Here is a 15,052-nt window from a genome sequence, read left to right as displayed (position 1 = left end):
CGCCGCCAATCATCACCGAACCAAACGGATGAACGGTCCTGTATATAGGACTTCGACGCAACGTTCACCATGACACTCACTCAGCGCAAAAAAACAAAAGGGCGCCCTGGTTTCCCAGAGCGCCCTTCTTAGAACAAGATTGTTGCGTTGCAGCAAATGCTACTCGGCAGCAGCCTCAGTCTCGACCTCGGCGGCCTCCTCGACCTCAGCCTCGGCAGCGAGCTCCTCGGCGGTAACGCCGACGAGAACGACAACCTCGGCCTTGATCTCGCGGTACAGCGAGATGGCAACGGTGTGGGCACCGGCAACCTTGATGGGCTTACCGAGCTCGACGCGCTTGCGGTCGATGTCCATACCGAGCTGAGCCTTGATGGCGTCAGCGATCATAGCGGCGGTAACGGAGCCAAAGAGGATGCCCTCGTCGCCGACCTTGACGTCAACGGTGACCGTCTTGCCCTCGAAGGCAGCCTTGGTCTCGTTGGCGGTAGCCAGACGGACGGCCTCGCGCTTGGCGATGTTGTTGCGACGCTCGTCAAGCTGCTTGAGGTTGCCCTTGGTGGCGGCAACAGCGAGCTTCTTGGGGAACAGGAAGTTCTCAGCGTAACCCTGAGCGACCTCTACGACGTCACCCTCGCCGCCCTTGCCCTTGATCTCATCGAGAAGAATAACCTTCATGATGCGTCTCCCTTCTTAGCCGCGGTCGCGGTTGCCACGAGAGGAAACCACGGGGACGGTGTACGGCAGGAGAGCCATCTCGCGGGCGCGCTTGATGGCGTTGGCGATGTCATGCTGATGCTGCGTGCAAGCGCCAGTGACGCGACGGGGCTTGATCTTGCCACGGTCGGTCATGTACTTACGGAGAAGCTGAGTGTCCTTATAGTCGATGAACTCAGTGTTCTCCTTGCAGAACTGGCAGTACTTACGACGCGGCTGACGTGCAGAAAAATCATTAGCCATGTCAAAATACCTTTCATTTGGCAACTTCGGCGAACCGAAGCCGCCTCTCACTCAAAAATAGGTGAACAACCCTTAGAACGGGATGTCCTCATCGTAGACGTCGACCGCGGGCGGCGTAGCCACCGGTGCGGCAGGACGTGCTGCGGGCGCGGGAGCTGCGGGGGCGTAACCGCCCTGATCGTAGCCACCCTGGCCACCACGGGAGCTCATAAACTCGATCTCATCGACGATGACCTCAAGCTTGCTCCGGCGCTGGCCGTCGCGCTCCCAAGAGCTGTAGCGCAGCTTGCCCTCGATCGCGACCTTGTTTCCCTTTGCCAGGAAACGGCTCACGGCCTCGGCGCGGGTGCCGAACATGGTGCAGTCGACAAAGTTGGGATAGTCCTCCCACTCGCCAGTCTGCGCGTTACGGCGACGATCGTTGACGGCGACGCCAAAGGACAGAACCTGGGTTCCGCCGGCGGTGGCGCGCAGCTCGGGATCGCGGGTGAGGTTACCGGTGATGTTCACTCGATTGATGCTCATAACTCACTACTTCCTCTTGGGGCACAAGCCCAATCCAAAACGACAGTCTTACTCCTGGTCGTCGCGACGGACGATCATGTGGCGGACCACAGCGTCGGTGATGCGCAGGACGCGATCAAGCTCGGCGATCTGGGTAGGATCTGCGTGGAAGTTGATGAGGGTGTAGTCACCATCGGTGAGGTCGTTGATCTCGTAGGCGAGCTTGCGCTTGCCCCACTCGTCAACGGAGTCGACCTTGCCAGCGCCCTCAGCGATCGTGGTATCGATACGCTTCATAACAGCGAGACGAGTCTCGGGGTCGAGCGACGGGTCAACAAAGAACAGCAGTTCATAAGCCTTCATATTGTCACCTCCTCTGGGCAAATGTGGCTTCAGGTCGTGAAGGTGCGCCTGAAGCAGGAAAAGACTTGGTAATAATATCTTTCAACCTCCCATGCCGCAAGAATATGCAGCTACAACCTCATGACCTCCACATATGTCCATACTCGCACGACGTTTCATGCGCATTCCAACCAAATGCCGACCAAGAGCTTGACGGATTTGTGGACAAGATACGATGCCGCGGGGACAAGCTGAGCCAAGCCGCAGGTCAACGGGCACAAGGCTGTGGTCGCAAAATGCATACCAGTGGTCCACAGTACCACCCAAAGATTTTTAAATTCATTGCCAAGTCGCTTATGAATACCCCTTTTGAACAATTGAGTTGATCAACCACGCCGGTCGGAAGCCGTTTTTTGGCATCTCAAACCCCACTGCAACGCCAGGCGCGGCCAAGCGTTTTAAAAAATGCCAACTTTTCTGTTTGCACTTTGCGATTCCTCGTGTATACTGACTTTCGCATTTAACGGAGAGTTGTCCGAGTGGCCGAAGGAGCACGATTGGAAATCGTGTAGGCGTCAAAAGCGTCTCCAGGGTTCAAATCCCTGACTCTCCGCCAGTTAATTCCAAAGCAGGCCTTCGAGCCTGCTTTGTTTTTACCCCACGCGGAGGGGTGGCAGAGTGGTTGAATGCGGCGGTCTCGAAAACCGTTTGGCCTGTATAAGGTCACGAGGGTTCGAATCCCTCCTCCTCCGCCATTTAGATTGAGAAAGCTCCCGAGAATGGGAGCTTTTTTGTTATCGAAATACGTCTCGATCCCACGCTTCCCCAAACATGTACGTCAGCCTCAAAAAACGACATTTTTCGACATCTTTGGAGGCTGACGTACACGTTTGGATTGAGCTCACGGGAGCGGCGCTATTCGGAAGGTGCCTCCTCGTCTCGTATGCTTTTCCAGTTGCGGATAAGTGCCTTGCGTAGTTCGTTTTGTTTTCTCTGGTACCCGGTGTCGGTACAGCGAGGCATGCCGAGTGCTTCGCGAATGTTGTTCATGGCGCGGTGAAAGGCGAGCTGGCTGCCGAACTGAGCCGAAGTGAGCGTAACGATTCGATATCCCATTTGGGAGAGAACGGCCTCTCGCTCCGCATCTGCTCCCTTGCGCTCGAGCTCATCGTGAAAACCGCCCTTATATTCGATACCGAGCGCCCTGCGCTTATAGGTCACGAGCGCATCGATTTTGAGCGTTCGAGCTTTGGCGCAATGCCAGAGACGTTGAGGGATCTCGAACGGTTTGTTGAGTTCGACACCTCGGATGCCAACGCCGCCTTCGCTTGTTGGGAGCGAGAGGGCGATTGCCGAAGCGGTCTCCATAGGCGAGGCCGAGCGATCGTAGATGTGCCTGAGCGCGAGCCGTGCACGTGTGGCACCGGGTTTGCCGGGGTGCCGATCGAGCAGTTCGGTTATTTCATCCTTGGAGGTGGTGGCTGGTTGCTCGGTATAAGGGTCGGCGGGATTGAGCCTCATGCGATAATCGCCGCAAACTTCATAGCCATATTCGAGATATTCGATCCTATCCATCCACTCGGCAGCGAGCACGAAGGCGAAGGCTTCGTCGGTGATGAAGATTCCGGGCGTCAACTCGTTAATATGCTCGTAGGGAAGATTTTGTCCAAGAATGTGGCAAACGACGCCTTTGGTACGAATTCGCTCAAATTCGAATACAACCGCGATATCGATAGTCTTAAGCATATCGGACGGAATGCCGCAGTCGGTAAGGGCCTGTCGTATGCGCGCAACACGTTGCTGGGTGGAGATGCCTTGTGCGCCTATCTGGTAGTCGTGCCGCGCAAGAGACTGAACCAAATTCTGGGGTGCATGATGGACAAGCCATGCGGTTTTATGCGAAATGAGAACAGGGGTATCCATTGAGGGCCTCTCGCTCTGAGCCGGTATCCAACTCTTATGTCCGTTGAAGTGGGGAAATATACCGGATGTGAGTAAATCAACTCACTCATGCTGTGAGCTCAATCCAAACATGTACGTCAGCCTCCAAAGATGTCGGAAAATGTCGTTTTTGGAGGGTGACGTACATGTTCTGGACCCCTGGCATTCCAGCAACGCCATGCCCCCACCCAGTCCCGACCGTTTGCCGAGCAATAGGGTCGCAATCGGCGCCGAACATGTACTATGTACGGGCATTGTCAAAATCCGTAACCCAAAGGACCCCATCTTGCCCGTCGTCGCCGCCATGACCATTACCTCACATGCATCGGATGCCATGGTCGCTATTCCGTTTTGGCTCGAGATGTTCGCTGTTGTCGCTGCATCGATCTCGGGTGTACTGGTTGCGCGCGAGCACAAGCTCGACCTGGTGGGCGCGGTCGCGCTCGCGGTGGTCTGCGGTCTGGGCGGCGGTCTCTTGCGCGATATGACGCTGCAGGTGGGCAACGTCTACATCCTCAACCAGCCGATGGCACTGCCGCTTTCCATCGCCACGGCAGCCATCATCTACATTTTCCCGGCAATCGTCGACAAACCCGAAAAACTCATTCCCCTGCTCGACATCATCTCGGTCGGCATCTATGCCGCCACCGGAGCGGACAAGGCGCTGGTCTACGGCTTTGCACCGGCGGTGTGCATCATGATGGGCTTTTTTACCGCGGTGGGCGGCGGCATGTTGCGCGACGGCTTTATGGGCGTGGTTCCGGGCATTTTCCAACGTACTAACTTTTATGCCATCGCTGCCATCGCCGGATCGACAAGCTACGTGTGTCTCGTTATGAGCGGCATCATGAGCAATGTCGCCGCGCTGATCGTATGCGTTGTCGTGACCATGGGTCTGCGCTGGCTCTCGCTGCGCTTTGACATCAAAAGCCCCACCGAAGAAGACATCGCGCGCTTTTTGCATCGCAAAAAGTAGGTAGCGCGGGCTCATCCTTCGAAATGCAACCGAGAGGTTCTTTTAGAGCGCCCGCACGTTGGGTACCCTGTTAGGTATATGCCGAACACCTAACAAAAGGATCAACCATGGCTTTCAATCAAACCGCGGCGGCGCCGTCACACAAGATGCGTCGCTGCCTGCTTATGGCATTCACACTCATCGCGCTCGCGCTCATCGCTCTTCCCACGGCGTCATTTGCCGGCACGGACACCGCAGGAAACATACTTGCGACCGACAATGACGTCGATCCGTCTGGCGTCGAGGGTGACCTGTACTGGACAGGTCAGGCCCTCAACTTGGACGATGCGTCCATCGGCCGCGATATCATCGCCGCGGGCGATACCCTCTCAATTCGCGACTGCACGGTAGGCGGCGCCGTTCGTCTTGCGGCGCGCACAATTGATATCGCCCAAACCACGGTTGATGGCAGCATAACCGTCGCTGGCCAGCACGTTGTTCTCAACGCCGACAGCACCGCCAACTGTTTCTATGCGATAGGCGAGACGGTTGCCCTGCGCGGCTCTACCAAGTCGGCAGCGCTTGCGGGCGATACGGTGACCATCGATGGTACCGTCGATGGCGATGTCGAGGTTTGGGCCGACAAGCTCATCCTGGGCAAGAACGCCCACATCACCGGCACCGTGAACGCGCATGTCTCCGAGGACCCCGAGCGCGCCGCGGGAGCCGAGGTCGGCGCGCTCAAGATCGACCGCACCGAAAACGAGGATACTTCCACCGTTAACGATGTCATCGGCGGCACCGTCGCCGCGGCGCTTTCCACCTGCTTTGTCGCCCTGCTACTCGAGCTCGTCTTTCCGCGCGCGACCGCCAGCGCCGCCGGCATGCTCCACCAGCGCCCCACGCCCCTGTGGGTGAGCGGTCTTCTGGGCACGATTGCTATCGTCCCCGCCGTCCTACTGCTGATTATCTCCATCGCTGGTCTATCGCTTGCCGGAGCCCTCATGTGCGGCGTTATCGGCATCGCATTGGTGTCGAACGCCTTTGCGGGGTGCGCGATCGCCCGCATGGTCAGACACAGCCAAAACCGCTACGCCATGGCAGCCGTGGGTGGCATCGCCGCAGGCGCCCTCACAGGGCTTCCCCTCGTAGGCGGCTTCATCAGCGGCGTGGCCTTTGTCTTTATGCTCGGCTACATCATCCAGATCATCTGGCGCAACGCCCGCCTCAAGCCGCAGCAGCCGACTAACACGCCGGGACTCCCCACCGCTTAGCAGCTAACCGCCACAAAGATGCCAAGCACCTTTGTGGCGGCGCAAACGAACCTGCCCCCTGCACCAAAAAGGGCGCCGACCATCGCGGTCGACACCCTTTCTCGTTAGACGCTATAAAGCCCAGCGCTTATTTGTTGACCTGGCCGGCGCGGACGGCAGCCTTCTTGCGGTCGGTGGCGTTGAGCAGACGCTTGCGCAGGCGGATGTTCTTGGGAGTGATCTCCACCAGCTCATCGTCGGCGATGTACTCCAGCGCCTCCTCCAGCGAGAAGGTGCGGGGCGGCACCAGCTGGACGGAGATATCGGAGGTCGAGGAACGCTGGTTGCCCAGGTTCTTGGTACGGGCGATGTTGACGACCATGTCGCCGGCCTTGCTGCGCTCGCCCACGATCATGCCCTCGTAGCACTCGGTGCCCGGCTCAACGAACAGCTGGCCGCGCTCCTGCAGCGTACCCAGAGCGTAGGCAACGGCCTTCTCGGTGGTCATGGAGATCATGGCGCCGTTCTGACGGTTGCCGATCTCGCCGGCATAGGGGCCGTACTCCAGGAAGGTGTGGTAGAACACGCCCTCGCCGTGGGTGACGTTCATGATGCGGTTCTTAAGGCCCATGATGCCACGCGTCGGAATCTTGAACTCAAGGTGCGTCACGATGCCCGAGGTATCCATGCTCGTCATGATGCCACCGGAAGTGCCAAAGACCTCAACGACCTTGCCCGAGTACTCGTCCGGGCACTCGACGACGGCCTGCTCGACAGGCTCCATCTTGTTGCCGTTCTCGTCCTTCTTAAACAGAACGCGGGGACGGCCGACCTGGAACTCAAAGCCCTCGCGGCGCATGGACTCCATCAGAACGGACAGGTGCAGAATGCCGCGGCCCGAGACCTCGACGCCGCTCTTGTCCTCGAGTTCCTCGATCTTCATGGTCACGTTGTTCTCGGCCTCGTTGAACAGGCGCTCCTTGAGCTGACGGGCGCCCACGATGTCTCCGTCGCGACCGACGAGCGGGGAGGTCGAAGCCTCGAAGACGATGGACAGGGTCGGCGGGTCGATCTCGATGGGCTCGAGCTCGACGGGGTTCTCAGGATCGGTGTAGACATCGCCGATATCGGTGCGGTCGATGCCCACGACGGCAGCGATATCGCCGGCGCCGACTTCCTGGCACTCGGTACGGCCCAGGTAGTCGAAGGTAAAGAGCTGCTTGACGGTGGCGGTGGCGCTGGAGCCGTCGTTCTTCACAACCAGAATCTGGTCGCCCTGATGGATGGTGCCGGAGTACACGCGACCGATGCCGATGCGGCCAACGAAGTTGGAGTGGTCGATGGTCACGCACTGCATAGCCAGCGGGGCGTTCTCGTCAACCTCGGGCGCGGGCATGTCGTCGATGATCATATCGAGCAGCGGGTACATGTCCATATTGCCGTCGTTGGGGTCAAGGCGGGCAAAGCCATTCATGGCGCTGGCGTAGACCACGTGCTCCATGGCGAACTCAAGCTGGTCGTCGGTGGCGCCCAGGTCGGCCATGAGGTCCAGGCAGTCGTTGTAGGCCTTCTCGGGGTTAGCACCCGGACGGTCGATCTTGTTGATGACGATCATGATCTTAAGGCCGGTGTCGATAGCGTGGCGCAGCACGAAGCGGGTCTGGGGCATGGGGCCCTCAAAGGCGTCCACCAGCAGCAGGGCGCCGTCGGCCATACGCAGCACGCGCTCGACCTCGCCGCCGAAGTCGGCGTGGCCCGGGGTGTCGATGACGTTGATCTTGACGTCCTTGTACTCGATAGAGATGTTCTTGGCGAGAATCGTAATGCCGCGCTCGCGCTCCTGGTCGTTGGAATCCAGGACGCGGTCCTCGACCTGCTGGTTGGCACGGAAGGCGTCCGTGGCACGCAGGAGCTTGTCGACCATCGTCGTCTTGCCGTGGTCGACGTGAGCGATGATGGCGATGTTCCTCAGATTGTCTACGCGCATGTAGTTCCCCTATCTTCTATCTATATACAACCGGCACGCGTATGCGACCCACCCAGCAATGCAACGCTCGGCGGGAATATTGAGCCTTTTACCGAAAACTCGTTTATTTTAGCGATTTTAGATGAGAGGGGTTTCCTCACCTGCAGGTTCAGGGTCGCTCCACATAAAACCATCGCCGGCGCCCATGCCCTCATACAGCACATATGCCGAAAAACCGCTCTCGAGCGTGGTTTCGAAGAAGCTCACGAGCAGAGCATCGTGATAGCCGCCGTCAACCTCGACGCAGCCGGTGTAGCCGATGGCATATCGGGCGATACGGCCCAGGCCCTCGTCCTTAAGACCCATCTTGTGTTCGGAGATAAAGTTGGTGGCCGCCTCGAGGCACGCCTCTTCGCCGTCCTCGTCGAGCGCCGCCAGATATCGGTTGGAAGCAGCGTCCTCAATCGCCACAACTACGCCCGGATTCTCGCCGGCGGCAAGGTCGTCCAAGAACGCACCAATCAGGTCACACACCATGGCGTCGAGCTCGGCGGAGACGTTACCGGCGTCCTGCATATCCTGTGCCATCTTTAGACCTTCCCATCGAGTCCGGCGTCGTTACAGTTCCTGTGCCTCGGCGGCGATCTTGGCGGCAGCGTCGCGGGCGCGCATCATATCCATCGCGCGCTTGTCGAGCACCTTGATCTGACTGGTCAGCATTACCGCGTCGACCACACCCCAGATCACCAGGCCCGTAGAGATCGAAAACCCAAGCGCACCAACTGTACCACGAAGGCGCGAACAGATTGCCGCGACAAGGGCGGAGATGACAACCATCTTGATAAACGAGCCGCGGCGTTCGCGAAGCGTGCGGGCCTGCGTCACATAGGCAATGCGCGCCGCCTCAGAAGCCTCAGAGCGCATCTGGGCCTCGCGCGCGATAGCCGCTGCCTCGGCCGACATGCCGCCGGCCATCAGCGAACGCTCCACAACCTGAACGCCCCGCATTTAGAAATCATCGGGGGAGAGCGTATGGACGAACTCGTCGAACTTCTCGAACTCCTGCTCGTCGTCGACTTCCTCGGCGCGGGTAGAAACAGTGCCCAGGCGATTCATGATGTCATCCTCCACAAACATGGGAGCATTGCTGCGCACGGCAAGGGCAATGGCATCGCTGGGGCGGGCGTCGATCTTGCGCTCCTCGCCATCGGCCAGTACGACGATTGTCGCGTAGAACACCGGCGGCTCGGCGCGAACGATCTCGATGCGCTCGAGTTTGGCGCCCAGGGCGCCAACAGTATCGAGCAACAGGTCATGGGTAATCGGGCGCTCGGCGCGGCCGCTATCGATGCCACGGCTAATGGCAGCAGCTTCAAACGAACCAGTCTGAATGGAAAGGGAACGCAGCGGCGCGGGCGAGTCCGATTTGCTGCTGCGCTCACGAAGCACAATAAGCGATGGCACGGGACCGGCGGCCATGACGATGGTCTCTATGTCGACACGAACCATGGAACACCTCCGGTACGTAGCGGTTAACACGCGGCAGCCCGCCGCATTGAATAGCTATACTACCCAATCTTTCGCACAGCACACAAAACCAAAATGAGATTTATCGCAGACAAGAAAAAAGCCCCGAGGCAACGCCCCAGGGCTCTTCACAGTTTTGATGGTGGACCTGACAAGATTCGAACTTGTGACCTCCCGGTTATCAGCCGGACGCTCTAACCAACTGAGCTACAGGTCCATCATGGTGGAGGTTAGGGGGATCGAACCCCTGACCTCAGGCTTGCAAAGCCCGCGCTCTCCCAGCTGAGCTAAACCCCCACGGAGACAGTAATAAACACCCCAGCGGCGACTCGGCTCTCGCTGGGGTGTTTATTGCGAAAGAAAGTGGTGGACCTGACAAGATTCGAACTTGTGACCTCCCGGTTATCAGCCGGACGCTCTAACCAACTGAGCTACAGGTCCATCGCGCAAGGGATATATTAGACGAGTCGTTACGCGCGCGTCAACAACTTTTTTGAAAATCTTTGGGAGGGGTTCGCCCCGGCCGCCCGGCGGCATATGAAGTCGCCTGCTCGGACAGTCCTGACTCGCACGGAGAGCACATTAAGTGCTCTCCGGCTCGTGCGGAACTCGCGATCGACTTCATATGCCGCCGGGCGGCCGGGGCGAACGCGGGTCCCTAGGTTTTCAAAAAAGCGGTCGGCGCGCAGGTGCGCCGACCGCCGATATATGGGGTCTGATGTTTTTGACCGGAGAGGACTACTTACTCGTCAAGGAGATCCTCTGGCATGTCGTTGCCGTCGCCTAGGTCGACTGGGGTCTCTTCGGTGTCGGCTGCGGCCTCGGCGCCCTCGCCTTCGGGTTTTTCCTTGGCTGCCGTCATACGGGCGACAGCGCAGATGCGGTCGTTGTCGTCGACGGTCATCATCTTGACGCCCTGGGTGGCGCGGCCAGTCTGGCTGATTTCGTCGGTCTTGACGCGAATGACCGTCGCGCCCTCCGTCACGATGAACAGCTCGTGCTGCGGGCCCACCGTCTTCATGGCCGCGAGGTTACCCTTACGCTCGGTCATTTGGATGGTGTAGACGCCCTGGCCGCCGCGATTCTGCTCCGGGTAGTCCGCAACCGGCGTGCGCTTGCCGTAGCCGCGCTCGGTGATGACGAACAGATCACCGTTGCCGTTAGTGACTTCCATGCCCAGAACGCTCACGCCGTCCTTCATACCGATACCGCGAACGCCGCTGGTATCGCGGCCGGTGGCGCGCACCTGCTCCTCGGAGAACATGATCGCCTTGCCCGCGGTGGTGGCCAGGATAATCTTGTCGCCCTCGCGCACGCGGCGCACGTTCAACAGCGCGTCGTCGTCGCGCAGGTTGATAGCGATTAGGCCGTCGCGACGGCTGCGGTCATATGCGCTCATCACGGTCTTCTTGACCATACCGCTCTTGGTGGCAAACATCAGGTACTCGTTGGCCGGGAACTCGCGGCAGCTGATGACGCTCGCGATCTTCTCGCCCTCCTCGAAGGGCAGCAGGTTGACGATCGCGGTACCGCGTGCCTGGCGCGTACCTACCGGCAGCTCGTGCACCTTCAGGCGATAGACCTTGCCCTTGCTCGAGAAGAACAGCACGTACTCGTGCGTGGACGCGATGAACATCTCATCGATGACATCGTCCTCTTTGAGGTTGACGCCCGACACGCCCTTGCCGCCGCGCTTTTGGGCGCGGTAGGCGGCAACCGGGATACGCTTAACGTAGCCGGTGTGGGTGATGGTCACGACCATATCCTCGTCGGCGATGAGGTCCTCGACATCCAGGTCCTTCTCGACCTGGCTGATCTCGGTGCGGCGCTTATCGCCGAACTTCTTGGAGATCTCGCGCATCTCTTCCTTGATGACGCCCAGGATCTTCTCCTCATGCGCCAGCAGGTCCTCGTAGTAGGCGATGGCGCGGCGCAGGCCGTCCAACTCTTCCTGAATCTTGTCGCGCTCCAGGCCGGTCAGGCGGCGCAACTTCATCTCGAGGATGGCCGTGGTCTGCTCGGGCGTAAAGCCAAAGCGCTCGATCAAGCGACTGCTGGCCTCGGAGTCGGTCTGCGAGGAGCGGATGATGCTAATGACCTCGTCGATATGGTCGAGAGCCATCAAGTAGCCCTCAAGGATATGCGCGCGGGCCTGGGCCTTCTTAAGGTCGAAGCGGGTGCGGCGGGTGACTACGTCGACCTGGTGGTCGATGTAGTGCTGCAGCATCTCGCGCAGGCTCAGGCATTTGGGAACGCCGTTGACGAGTGCCAGGTTGTTGGCGCCAAAGGTCGTCTGCAGCGAGGTGTACTTATACAGGTTGTTGAGCACGACCTGCGGAATGACGCCCTTCTTGAGCTCGATGACCAGACGGATACCCTTCTGGTTGGACTCATCGCGCATATCCGAGATGCCCTCGATGCGCTTGTCGTTGACGAGCTGGGCGATCTTCTCCTGCAGGGTGCCTTTGTTGACCATATAGGGAATCTCGGTAAAGACCAGGCGGCTGCGACCGGTCTTGGTGGACTCCACGTGCGCCTTGGCACGCACGGTAATGGAGCCGCGGCCGGTCTCGTAGCTCTGCTTAATGCCGGCGCTGCCCATGATGATGGCGCCGGTGGGGAAGTCCGGACCGGGCATGATCTGCATGAGCTCGTCGACGGTGGCGTCGGGGTTGTCGATCAGGTAGCAGGTGGCCTCGATCGCCTCGGCGAGGTTATGCGGGGCGATGTTGGTGGCCATGCCGACGGCGATGCCCTGGCTGCCGTTGACCAGCAGGTTGGGGAAACGTGCAGGCAGTGCCACGGGCTCGGCGAGCGATTCGTCGTAGTTGGGCTGCCAGTCGACGGTATCCTTCTGCAAGTCACGCAACAGTTCCATGGCGGGCTTTGCCAGGCGGCTCTCGGTGTAACGCATGGCCGCCGCGCCGTCGCCGTCGATATTGCCGAAGTTGCCGTGACCGTCGATGAGCGGCGTGCGCATGGAGAACCACTGCGCCAAGCGGACCATGGCCTCGTAGACCGCAGAGTCACCGTGCGGGTGGTACTTACCGATAACTTCGCCGACCGTCCACGCCGACTTCTTGTGCGGGCGGTTGGGGTAGATGCCGCTCTCGTTCATCGCGTACAGGATGCGGCGGTGCACCGGCTTTAAGCCGTCGCGCACGTCCGGCAGGGCGCGCGCCGTGATGACCGACATCGAATACTCGATAAACGACTGCTTCATCTCGCGACCGAACTCCGAAATCTGGAGCTGGCCGCCGTTGATATCCTCGCCGGCCGAGGCGCCACGGTCGACTTCGCCAAAGCTCTCCTCGAGCTCGCCGTCGTCGTCCTCTTCCTCGTCATCATCGGCATCGGGGTTATAGGCGTCCGGGTCGCCGTCCTCGCCCTGCTCAGCACGGGCAAGCAGGCGCTTCAGATCGTCGGGCATACCGGCATCGCCGGCCTCGTCCATACCCTCATTGTTGTTGATATCGTCTGCCACGTTACCTCCTCTTAAGCATCAAGGAATCGTGCATCATGTGCGTGTTTTTCAATGTATTCGCGGCGATAGCCGACCTCGGAACCCATCAGCTCGCGCACGGCGCGGTCCGCCACCACGGCGTCTTCGATCGACACACGCTGCAGGATGCGGGTCTTGGGGTCCATCGTCGTCGAGGCAAGCTGCTTGGGGTCCATCTCGCCCAGACCCTTGTAGCGCTGGACGGTATAGCCCTTGCGCTTCTTGGTAATCTTGCCGTCCTTGGCCTTGCCGTCCTCGTCGTTATCGTCGGGGTTCAGGCCCAGACTCTGGATGGTGTCGCGCAGGATCTCGTCTTCGGGCTGGCGGCCGTTGGGATACACGTAGTGGATCTTGTTGCGCACCTTAATGCCAAAGATGGGCGGGCAGGCAACATAGACGTAGCCGGCATCGATCAGCGGACGCATGTACTTGTAGAAGAACGTCAGCAGCAGGATGCGGATATGCGCACCGTCGACGTCTGCATCGGTCATGATGATGATCTTGTGGTAGCGCGCCTTGGTGATATCGAAGTCGCCGCCGTCGCCGGCACTCGTCGTGACGCCGCAGCCGATCGCGGTAATCAGCGACTGAATGGTGTCACTCGAGAACGCGCGATGGTCACCAACGCGTTCGACGTTCAAAATCTTGCCGCGCAGGGGCAGAATCGCCTGGATGTCTCGGCGACGGCCGTCCTTGGCCGAACCGCCTGCCGAGTCGCCCTCTACGATGAAGAGCTCGGTCAGCTCGGCATCGCGCACCGAGCAGTCAGCGAGCTTACCGGGCAGGGACGCCGTCTCGAGCAGGCTCTTGCGGCGGGTCGCCTCGCGCGCCTTGCGGGCGGCATTGCGCGCCTTGCAGGCCTGTTGCGCCTTCTTGACGATCTCGCGAGCGGGCTTGGGATGCTCCTCGAGGTAATCGACAAGGCCGTCGGTCACAATCTTGAGCGTGAGCGCTCGCATATAGGAGCTGCCGAGCTTTGCCTTGGTCTGGCCCTCAAACTGCGGATCGGGCAGCTTGACCGAGATAACGGCCGAAAGGCCCTCGCGCACATCGTCGCCGGTCAGGTTGGCGTCTTTTTCCTTGAGCAGGTTCTGCTTGCGCGCGTAATCGTTGATCACGCGGGTGAGCGCGGTGCGGAAGCCCTCAAGGTGCATGCCGCCTTCGGGGGTGTAGATGTCGTTGGCAAACGACATGACGTTCTCGCCGTAGCCGCTATTCCACTGCAGGGAAACCTCGACCTCTCCCATCTTGGCCACAGGCGCGTCCGGGTCCGATTTGCCCTCGATGTAGATGGGCTCCTTAAAGGCCTCGGGGACGTCCTTGCCCTCGTTGAGGAACTTGACGAAGTCGATGATGCCGCCCTCGTAGCAAAACTCCTCCACGTGGGGAGTCGCTTCGCGCTCGTCGGTCAGCACGATTTTGAGGTTCTTATTGAGGAACGCCGTCTCCTGCAGACGGTTGTGCAGCGTATCGAAATCGTAGATGCAGGTCTCGAAGATCTCATCGTCGGGCCAGAAGGTGACGGTGGTGCCCGTCGAATCCGAGGTGCCCACGACCTCCATCTTCTTGACGGTCTTGCCGCGCGAGAACTCCATCTCGTAGGTGTTGCCATCGCGACGAACCTGAACGACCACGCGCTTGGACAGTGCGTTGACGACGGAGATGCCCACGCCGTGCAGGCCGCCCGAGACCTTATAGGCCGAGTTATCGAACTTACCGCCGGCGTGCAAGATCGTCATGACGACCTCGAGCGTCGGGATCTTTTTAACAGGGTGCTCGTCGACGGGGATGCCGCGCCCGTTGTCGACGACCGTGATGGAGTTGTCGGCGTGGACCGTCACCTGGATCTCGGTGCAGAAACCGGCCATGGCCTCGTCGACGGAGTTGTCAACGATCTCCCACACCAGGTGATGCAGACCGCTGGCGCTCGTCGAGCCGATATACATGCCCGGGCGCTTACGAACGGCCTCGAGACCTTCGAGAATCTTAATCTCGCCGCCATCGTAATCGTTTTCGTTTGCCACACGTCCTCCTTCAGTCAAGAAAATGTGTACAGCCTTACTAGTTTATCGTAAAAAAATACCCTCGGGAACGAGGGTATTTGG

General features: G+C 59.7%; 13 protein-coding genes and 5 tRNA genes. 4 read left to right on the top strand and 14 right to left on the bottom strand.

Annotated elements, in window-relative coordinates; all coding sequences use genetic code 11:
• Positions 1 to 159: 159 nt before the first annotated feature.
• The 4 genes from rplI to rpsF all read right to left on the bottom strand — a co-directional run bounded on the left by rplI (position 160) and on the right by rpsF (position 1,824).
• Positions 160 to 675 (bottom strand): 50S ribosomal protein L9, encoded by a 516-nt coding sequence (gene rplI, locus GXM19_RS07930; protein WP_006235828.1) that lies wholly within the window; start codon positions 673 to 675, stop codon positions 160 to 162.
• Positions 676 to 690: 15 nt separating this feature from the next.
• On the bottom strand, positions 691 to 957 hold the full coding sequence (gene rpsR / locus GXM19_RS07925; RefSeq protein WP_006235829.1) for a 30S ribosomal protein S18: 267 nt from the start codon (positions 955 to 957) through the stop codon (positions 691 to 693).
• 72 nt (positions 958 to 1,029) lie between these two features.
• The gene (locus GXM19_RS07920; RefSeq protein WP_006235830.1) at positions 1,030 to 1,482 is read right to left on the bottom strand and encodes a single-stranded DNA-binding protein; all 453 of its coding nucleotides are present in this window, start codon (positions 1,480 to 1,482) and stop codon (positions 1,030 to 1,032) included.
• Between the two features lie 48 nt (positions 1,483 to 1,530).
• Positions 1,531 to 1,824: a 30S ribosomal protein S6 gene (rpsF, locus tag GXM19_RS07915; RefSeq protein WP_006235831.1), complete on the bottom strand. Its 294-nt coding sequence runs from the start codon at positions 1,822 to 1,824 to the stop codon at positions 1,531 to 1,533.
• A gap of 504 nt (positions 1,825 to 2,328) precedes the next feature.
• Between rpsF and GXM19_RS07910 the strand changes: the two genes are divergently transcribed.
• Together GXM19_RS07910 and GXM19_RS07905 are read left to right on the top strand one after the other, a co-directional pair.
• Positions 2,329 to 2,419, top strand: a tRNA-Ser gene (locus tag GXM19_RS07910).
• Between the two features lie 48 nt (positions 2,420 to 2,467).
• A tRNA-Ser gene (locus GXM19_RS07905) sits at positions 2,468 to 2,558 on the top strand.
• A 160-nt stretch (positions 2,559 to 2,718) separates the two neighbouring features.
• Here GXM19_RS07905 and GXM19_RS07900 read toward each other — a convergent pair.
• A complete protein-coding gene (locus GXM19_RS07900) occupies positions 2,719 to 3,726 on the bottom strand; it encodes a PDDEXK family nuclease (protein WP_006235833.1) in 1,008 nt (335 codons plus the stop codon).
• A 304-nt stretch (positions 3,727 to 4,030) separates the two neighbouring features.
• Between GXM19_RS07900 and GXM19_RS07895 the strand changes: the two genes are divergently transcribed.
• Positions 4,031 to 4,720, top strand: coding sequence for a trimeric intracellular cation channel family protein (locus GXM19_RS07895; protein ID WP_239057610.1), 690 nt, complete (start codon positions 4,031 to 4,033; stop codon positions 4,718 to 4,720).
• Positions 4,721 to 4,827: 107 nt separating this feature from the next.
• Positions 4,828 to 5,973, top strand: a complete 1,146-nt coding sequence (locus tag GXM19_RS07890; protein WP_006235835.1) for a DUF8173 domain-containing protein — start codon at positions 4,828 to 4,830, stop codon at positions 5,971 to 5,973.
• Between the two features lie 127 nt (positions 5,974 to 6,100).
• Here the strand turns inward: GXM19_RS07890 and typA are convergent, their stop codons facing one another.
• The 9 genes from typA to gyrB form a co-directional block, all read right to left on the bottom strand.
• Positions 6,101 to 7,939, bottom strand: a complete 1,839-nt coding sequence (gene typA, locus GXM19_RS07885) for a translational GTPase TypA (protein WP_006235837.1) — start codon at positions 7,937 to 7,939, stop codon at positions 6,101 to 6,103.
• 117 nt (positions 7,940 to 8,056) lie between these two features.
• Complete coding sequence (locus tag GXM19_RS07880; protein WP_040359688.1) at positions 8,057 to 8,506, bottom strand: hypothetical protein; 450 nt, start codon at positions 8,504 to 8,506, stop codon at positions 8,057 to 8,059.
• A 30-nt stretch (positions 8,507 to 8,536) separates the two neighbouring features.
• Positions 8,537 to 8,908 (bottom strand): hypothetical protein, encoded by a 372-nt coding sequence (locus tag GXM19_RS07875; protein ID WP_147293023.1) that lies wholly within the window; start codon positions 8,906 to 8,908, stop codon positions 8,537 to 8,539.
• Positions 8,909 to 8,926: 18 nt separating this feature from the next.
• The gene (locus GXM19_RS07870; RefSeq protein ID WP_006235839.1) at positions 8,927 to 9,427 is read right to left on the bottom strand and encodes a bifunctional nuclease family protein; all 501 of its coding nucleotides are present in this window, start codon (positions 9,425 to 9,427) and stop codon (positions 8,927 to 8,929) included.
• A gap of 158 nt (positions 9,428 to 9,585) precedes the next feature.
• A tRNA-Ile gene (locus tag GXM19_RS07865) sits at positions 9,586 to 9,662 on the bottom strand.
• Between the two features lie 4 nt (positions 9,663 to 9,666).
• A tRNA-Ala gene (locus GXM19_RS07860) sits at positions 9,667 to 9,742 on the bottom strand.
• A gap of 67 nt (positions 9,743 to 9,809) precedes the next feature.
• A tRNA-Ile gene (locus tag GXM19_RS07855) sits at positions 9,810 to 9,886 on the bottom strand.
• A 301-nt stretch (positions 9,887 to 10,187) separates the two neighbouring features.
• On the bottom strand, positions 10,188 to 12,899 hold the full coding sequence (gene gyrA, locus GXM19_RS07850) for a DNA gyrase subunit A (RefSeq protein ID WP_115596225.1): 2,712 nt from the start codon (positions 12,897 to 12,899) through the stop codon (positions 10,188 to 10,190).
• 41 nt (positions 12,900 to 12,940) lie between these two features.
• Complete coding sequence (gene gyrB / locus GXM19_RS07845; RefSeq protein ID WP_040360015.1) at positions 12,941 to 14,971, bottom strand: DNA topoisomerase (ATP-hydrolyzing) subunit B; 2,031 nt, start codon at positions 14,969 to 14,971, stop codon at positions 12,941 to 12,943.
• Between the last annotated feature and the right edge of the window lie 81 nt (positions 14,972 to 15,052).

The sequence above is a fragment of the Collinsella aerofaciens ATCC 25986 genome, from assembly GCF_010509075.1.
Lineage (GTDB): Bacteria > Actinomycetota > Coriobacteriia > Coriobacteriales > Coriobacteriaceae > Collinsella > Collinsella aerofaciens.
Note: the sequence above shows the minus strand (reverse complement) of the source record. Positions and strands in the feature narration are given on the sequence as shown.

Excerpts from the sequence above, each read along its gene's own strand:
- typA (WP_006235837.1), bottom strand. The coding sequence starts at position 7,939 with ATGCGCGTAGACAATCTGAGGAACATCGCCATCATCGCTCACGTCGAC.
- GXM19_RS07880 (WP_040359688.1), bottom strand. The coding sequence starts at position 8,506 with ATGGCACAGGATATGCAGGACGCCGGTAACGTCTCCGCCGAGCTCGAC.
- GXM19_RS07870 (WP_006235839.1), bottom strand. The coding sequence starts at position 9,427 with ATGGTTCGTGTCGACATAGAGACCATCGTCATGGCCGCCGGTCCCGTG.
- GXM19_RS07920 (WP_006235830.1), bottom strand. The coding sequence starts at position 1,482 with ATGAGCATCAATCGAGTGAACATCACCGGTAACCTCACCCGCGATCCC.
- GXM19_RS07900 (WP_006235833.1), bottom strand. The coding sequence starts at position 3,726 with ATGGATACCCCTGTTCTCATTTCGCATAAAACCGCATGGCTTGTCCAT.
- rplI (WP_006235828.1), bottom strand. The coding sequence starts at position 675 with ATGAAGGTTATTCTTCTCGATGAGATCAAGGGCAAGGGCGGCGAGGGT.
- rpsR (WP_006235829.1), bottom strand. The coding sequence starts at position 957 with ATGGCTAATGATTTTTCTGCACGTCAGCCGCGTCGTAAGTACTGCCAG.
- rpsF (WP_006235831.1), bottom strand. The coding sequence starts at position 1,824 with ATGAAGGCTTATGAACTGCTGTTCTTTGTTGACCCGTCGCTCGACCCC.
- gyrA (WP_115596225.1), bottom strand. The coding sequence starts at position 12,899 with ATGGACGAGGCCGGCGATGCCGGTATGCCCGACGATCTGAAGCGCCTG.
- GXM19_RS07890 (WP_006235835.1), top strand. The coding sequence starts at position 4,828 with ATGGCTTTCAATCAAACCGCGGCGGCGCCGTCACACAAGATGCGTCGC.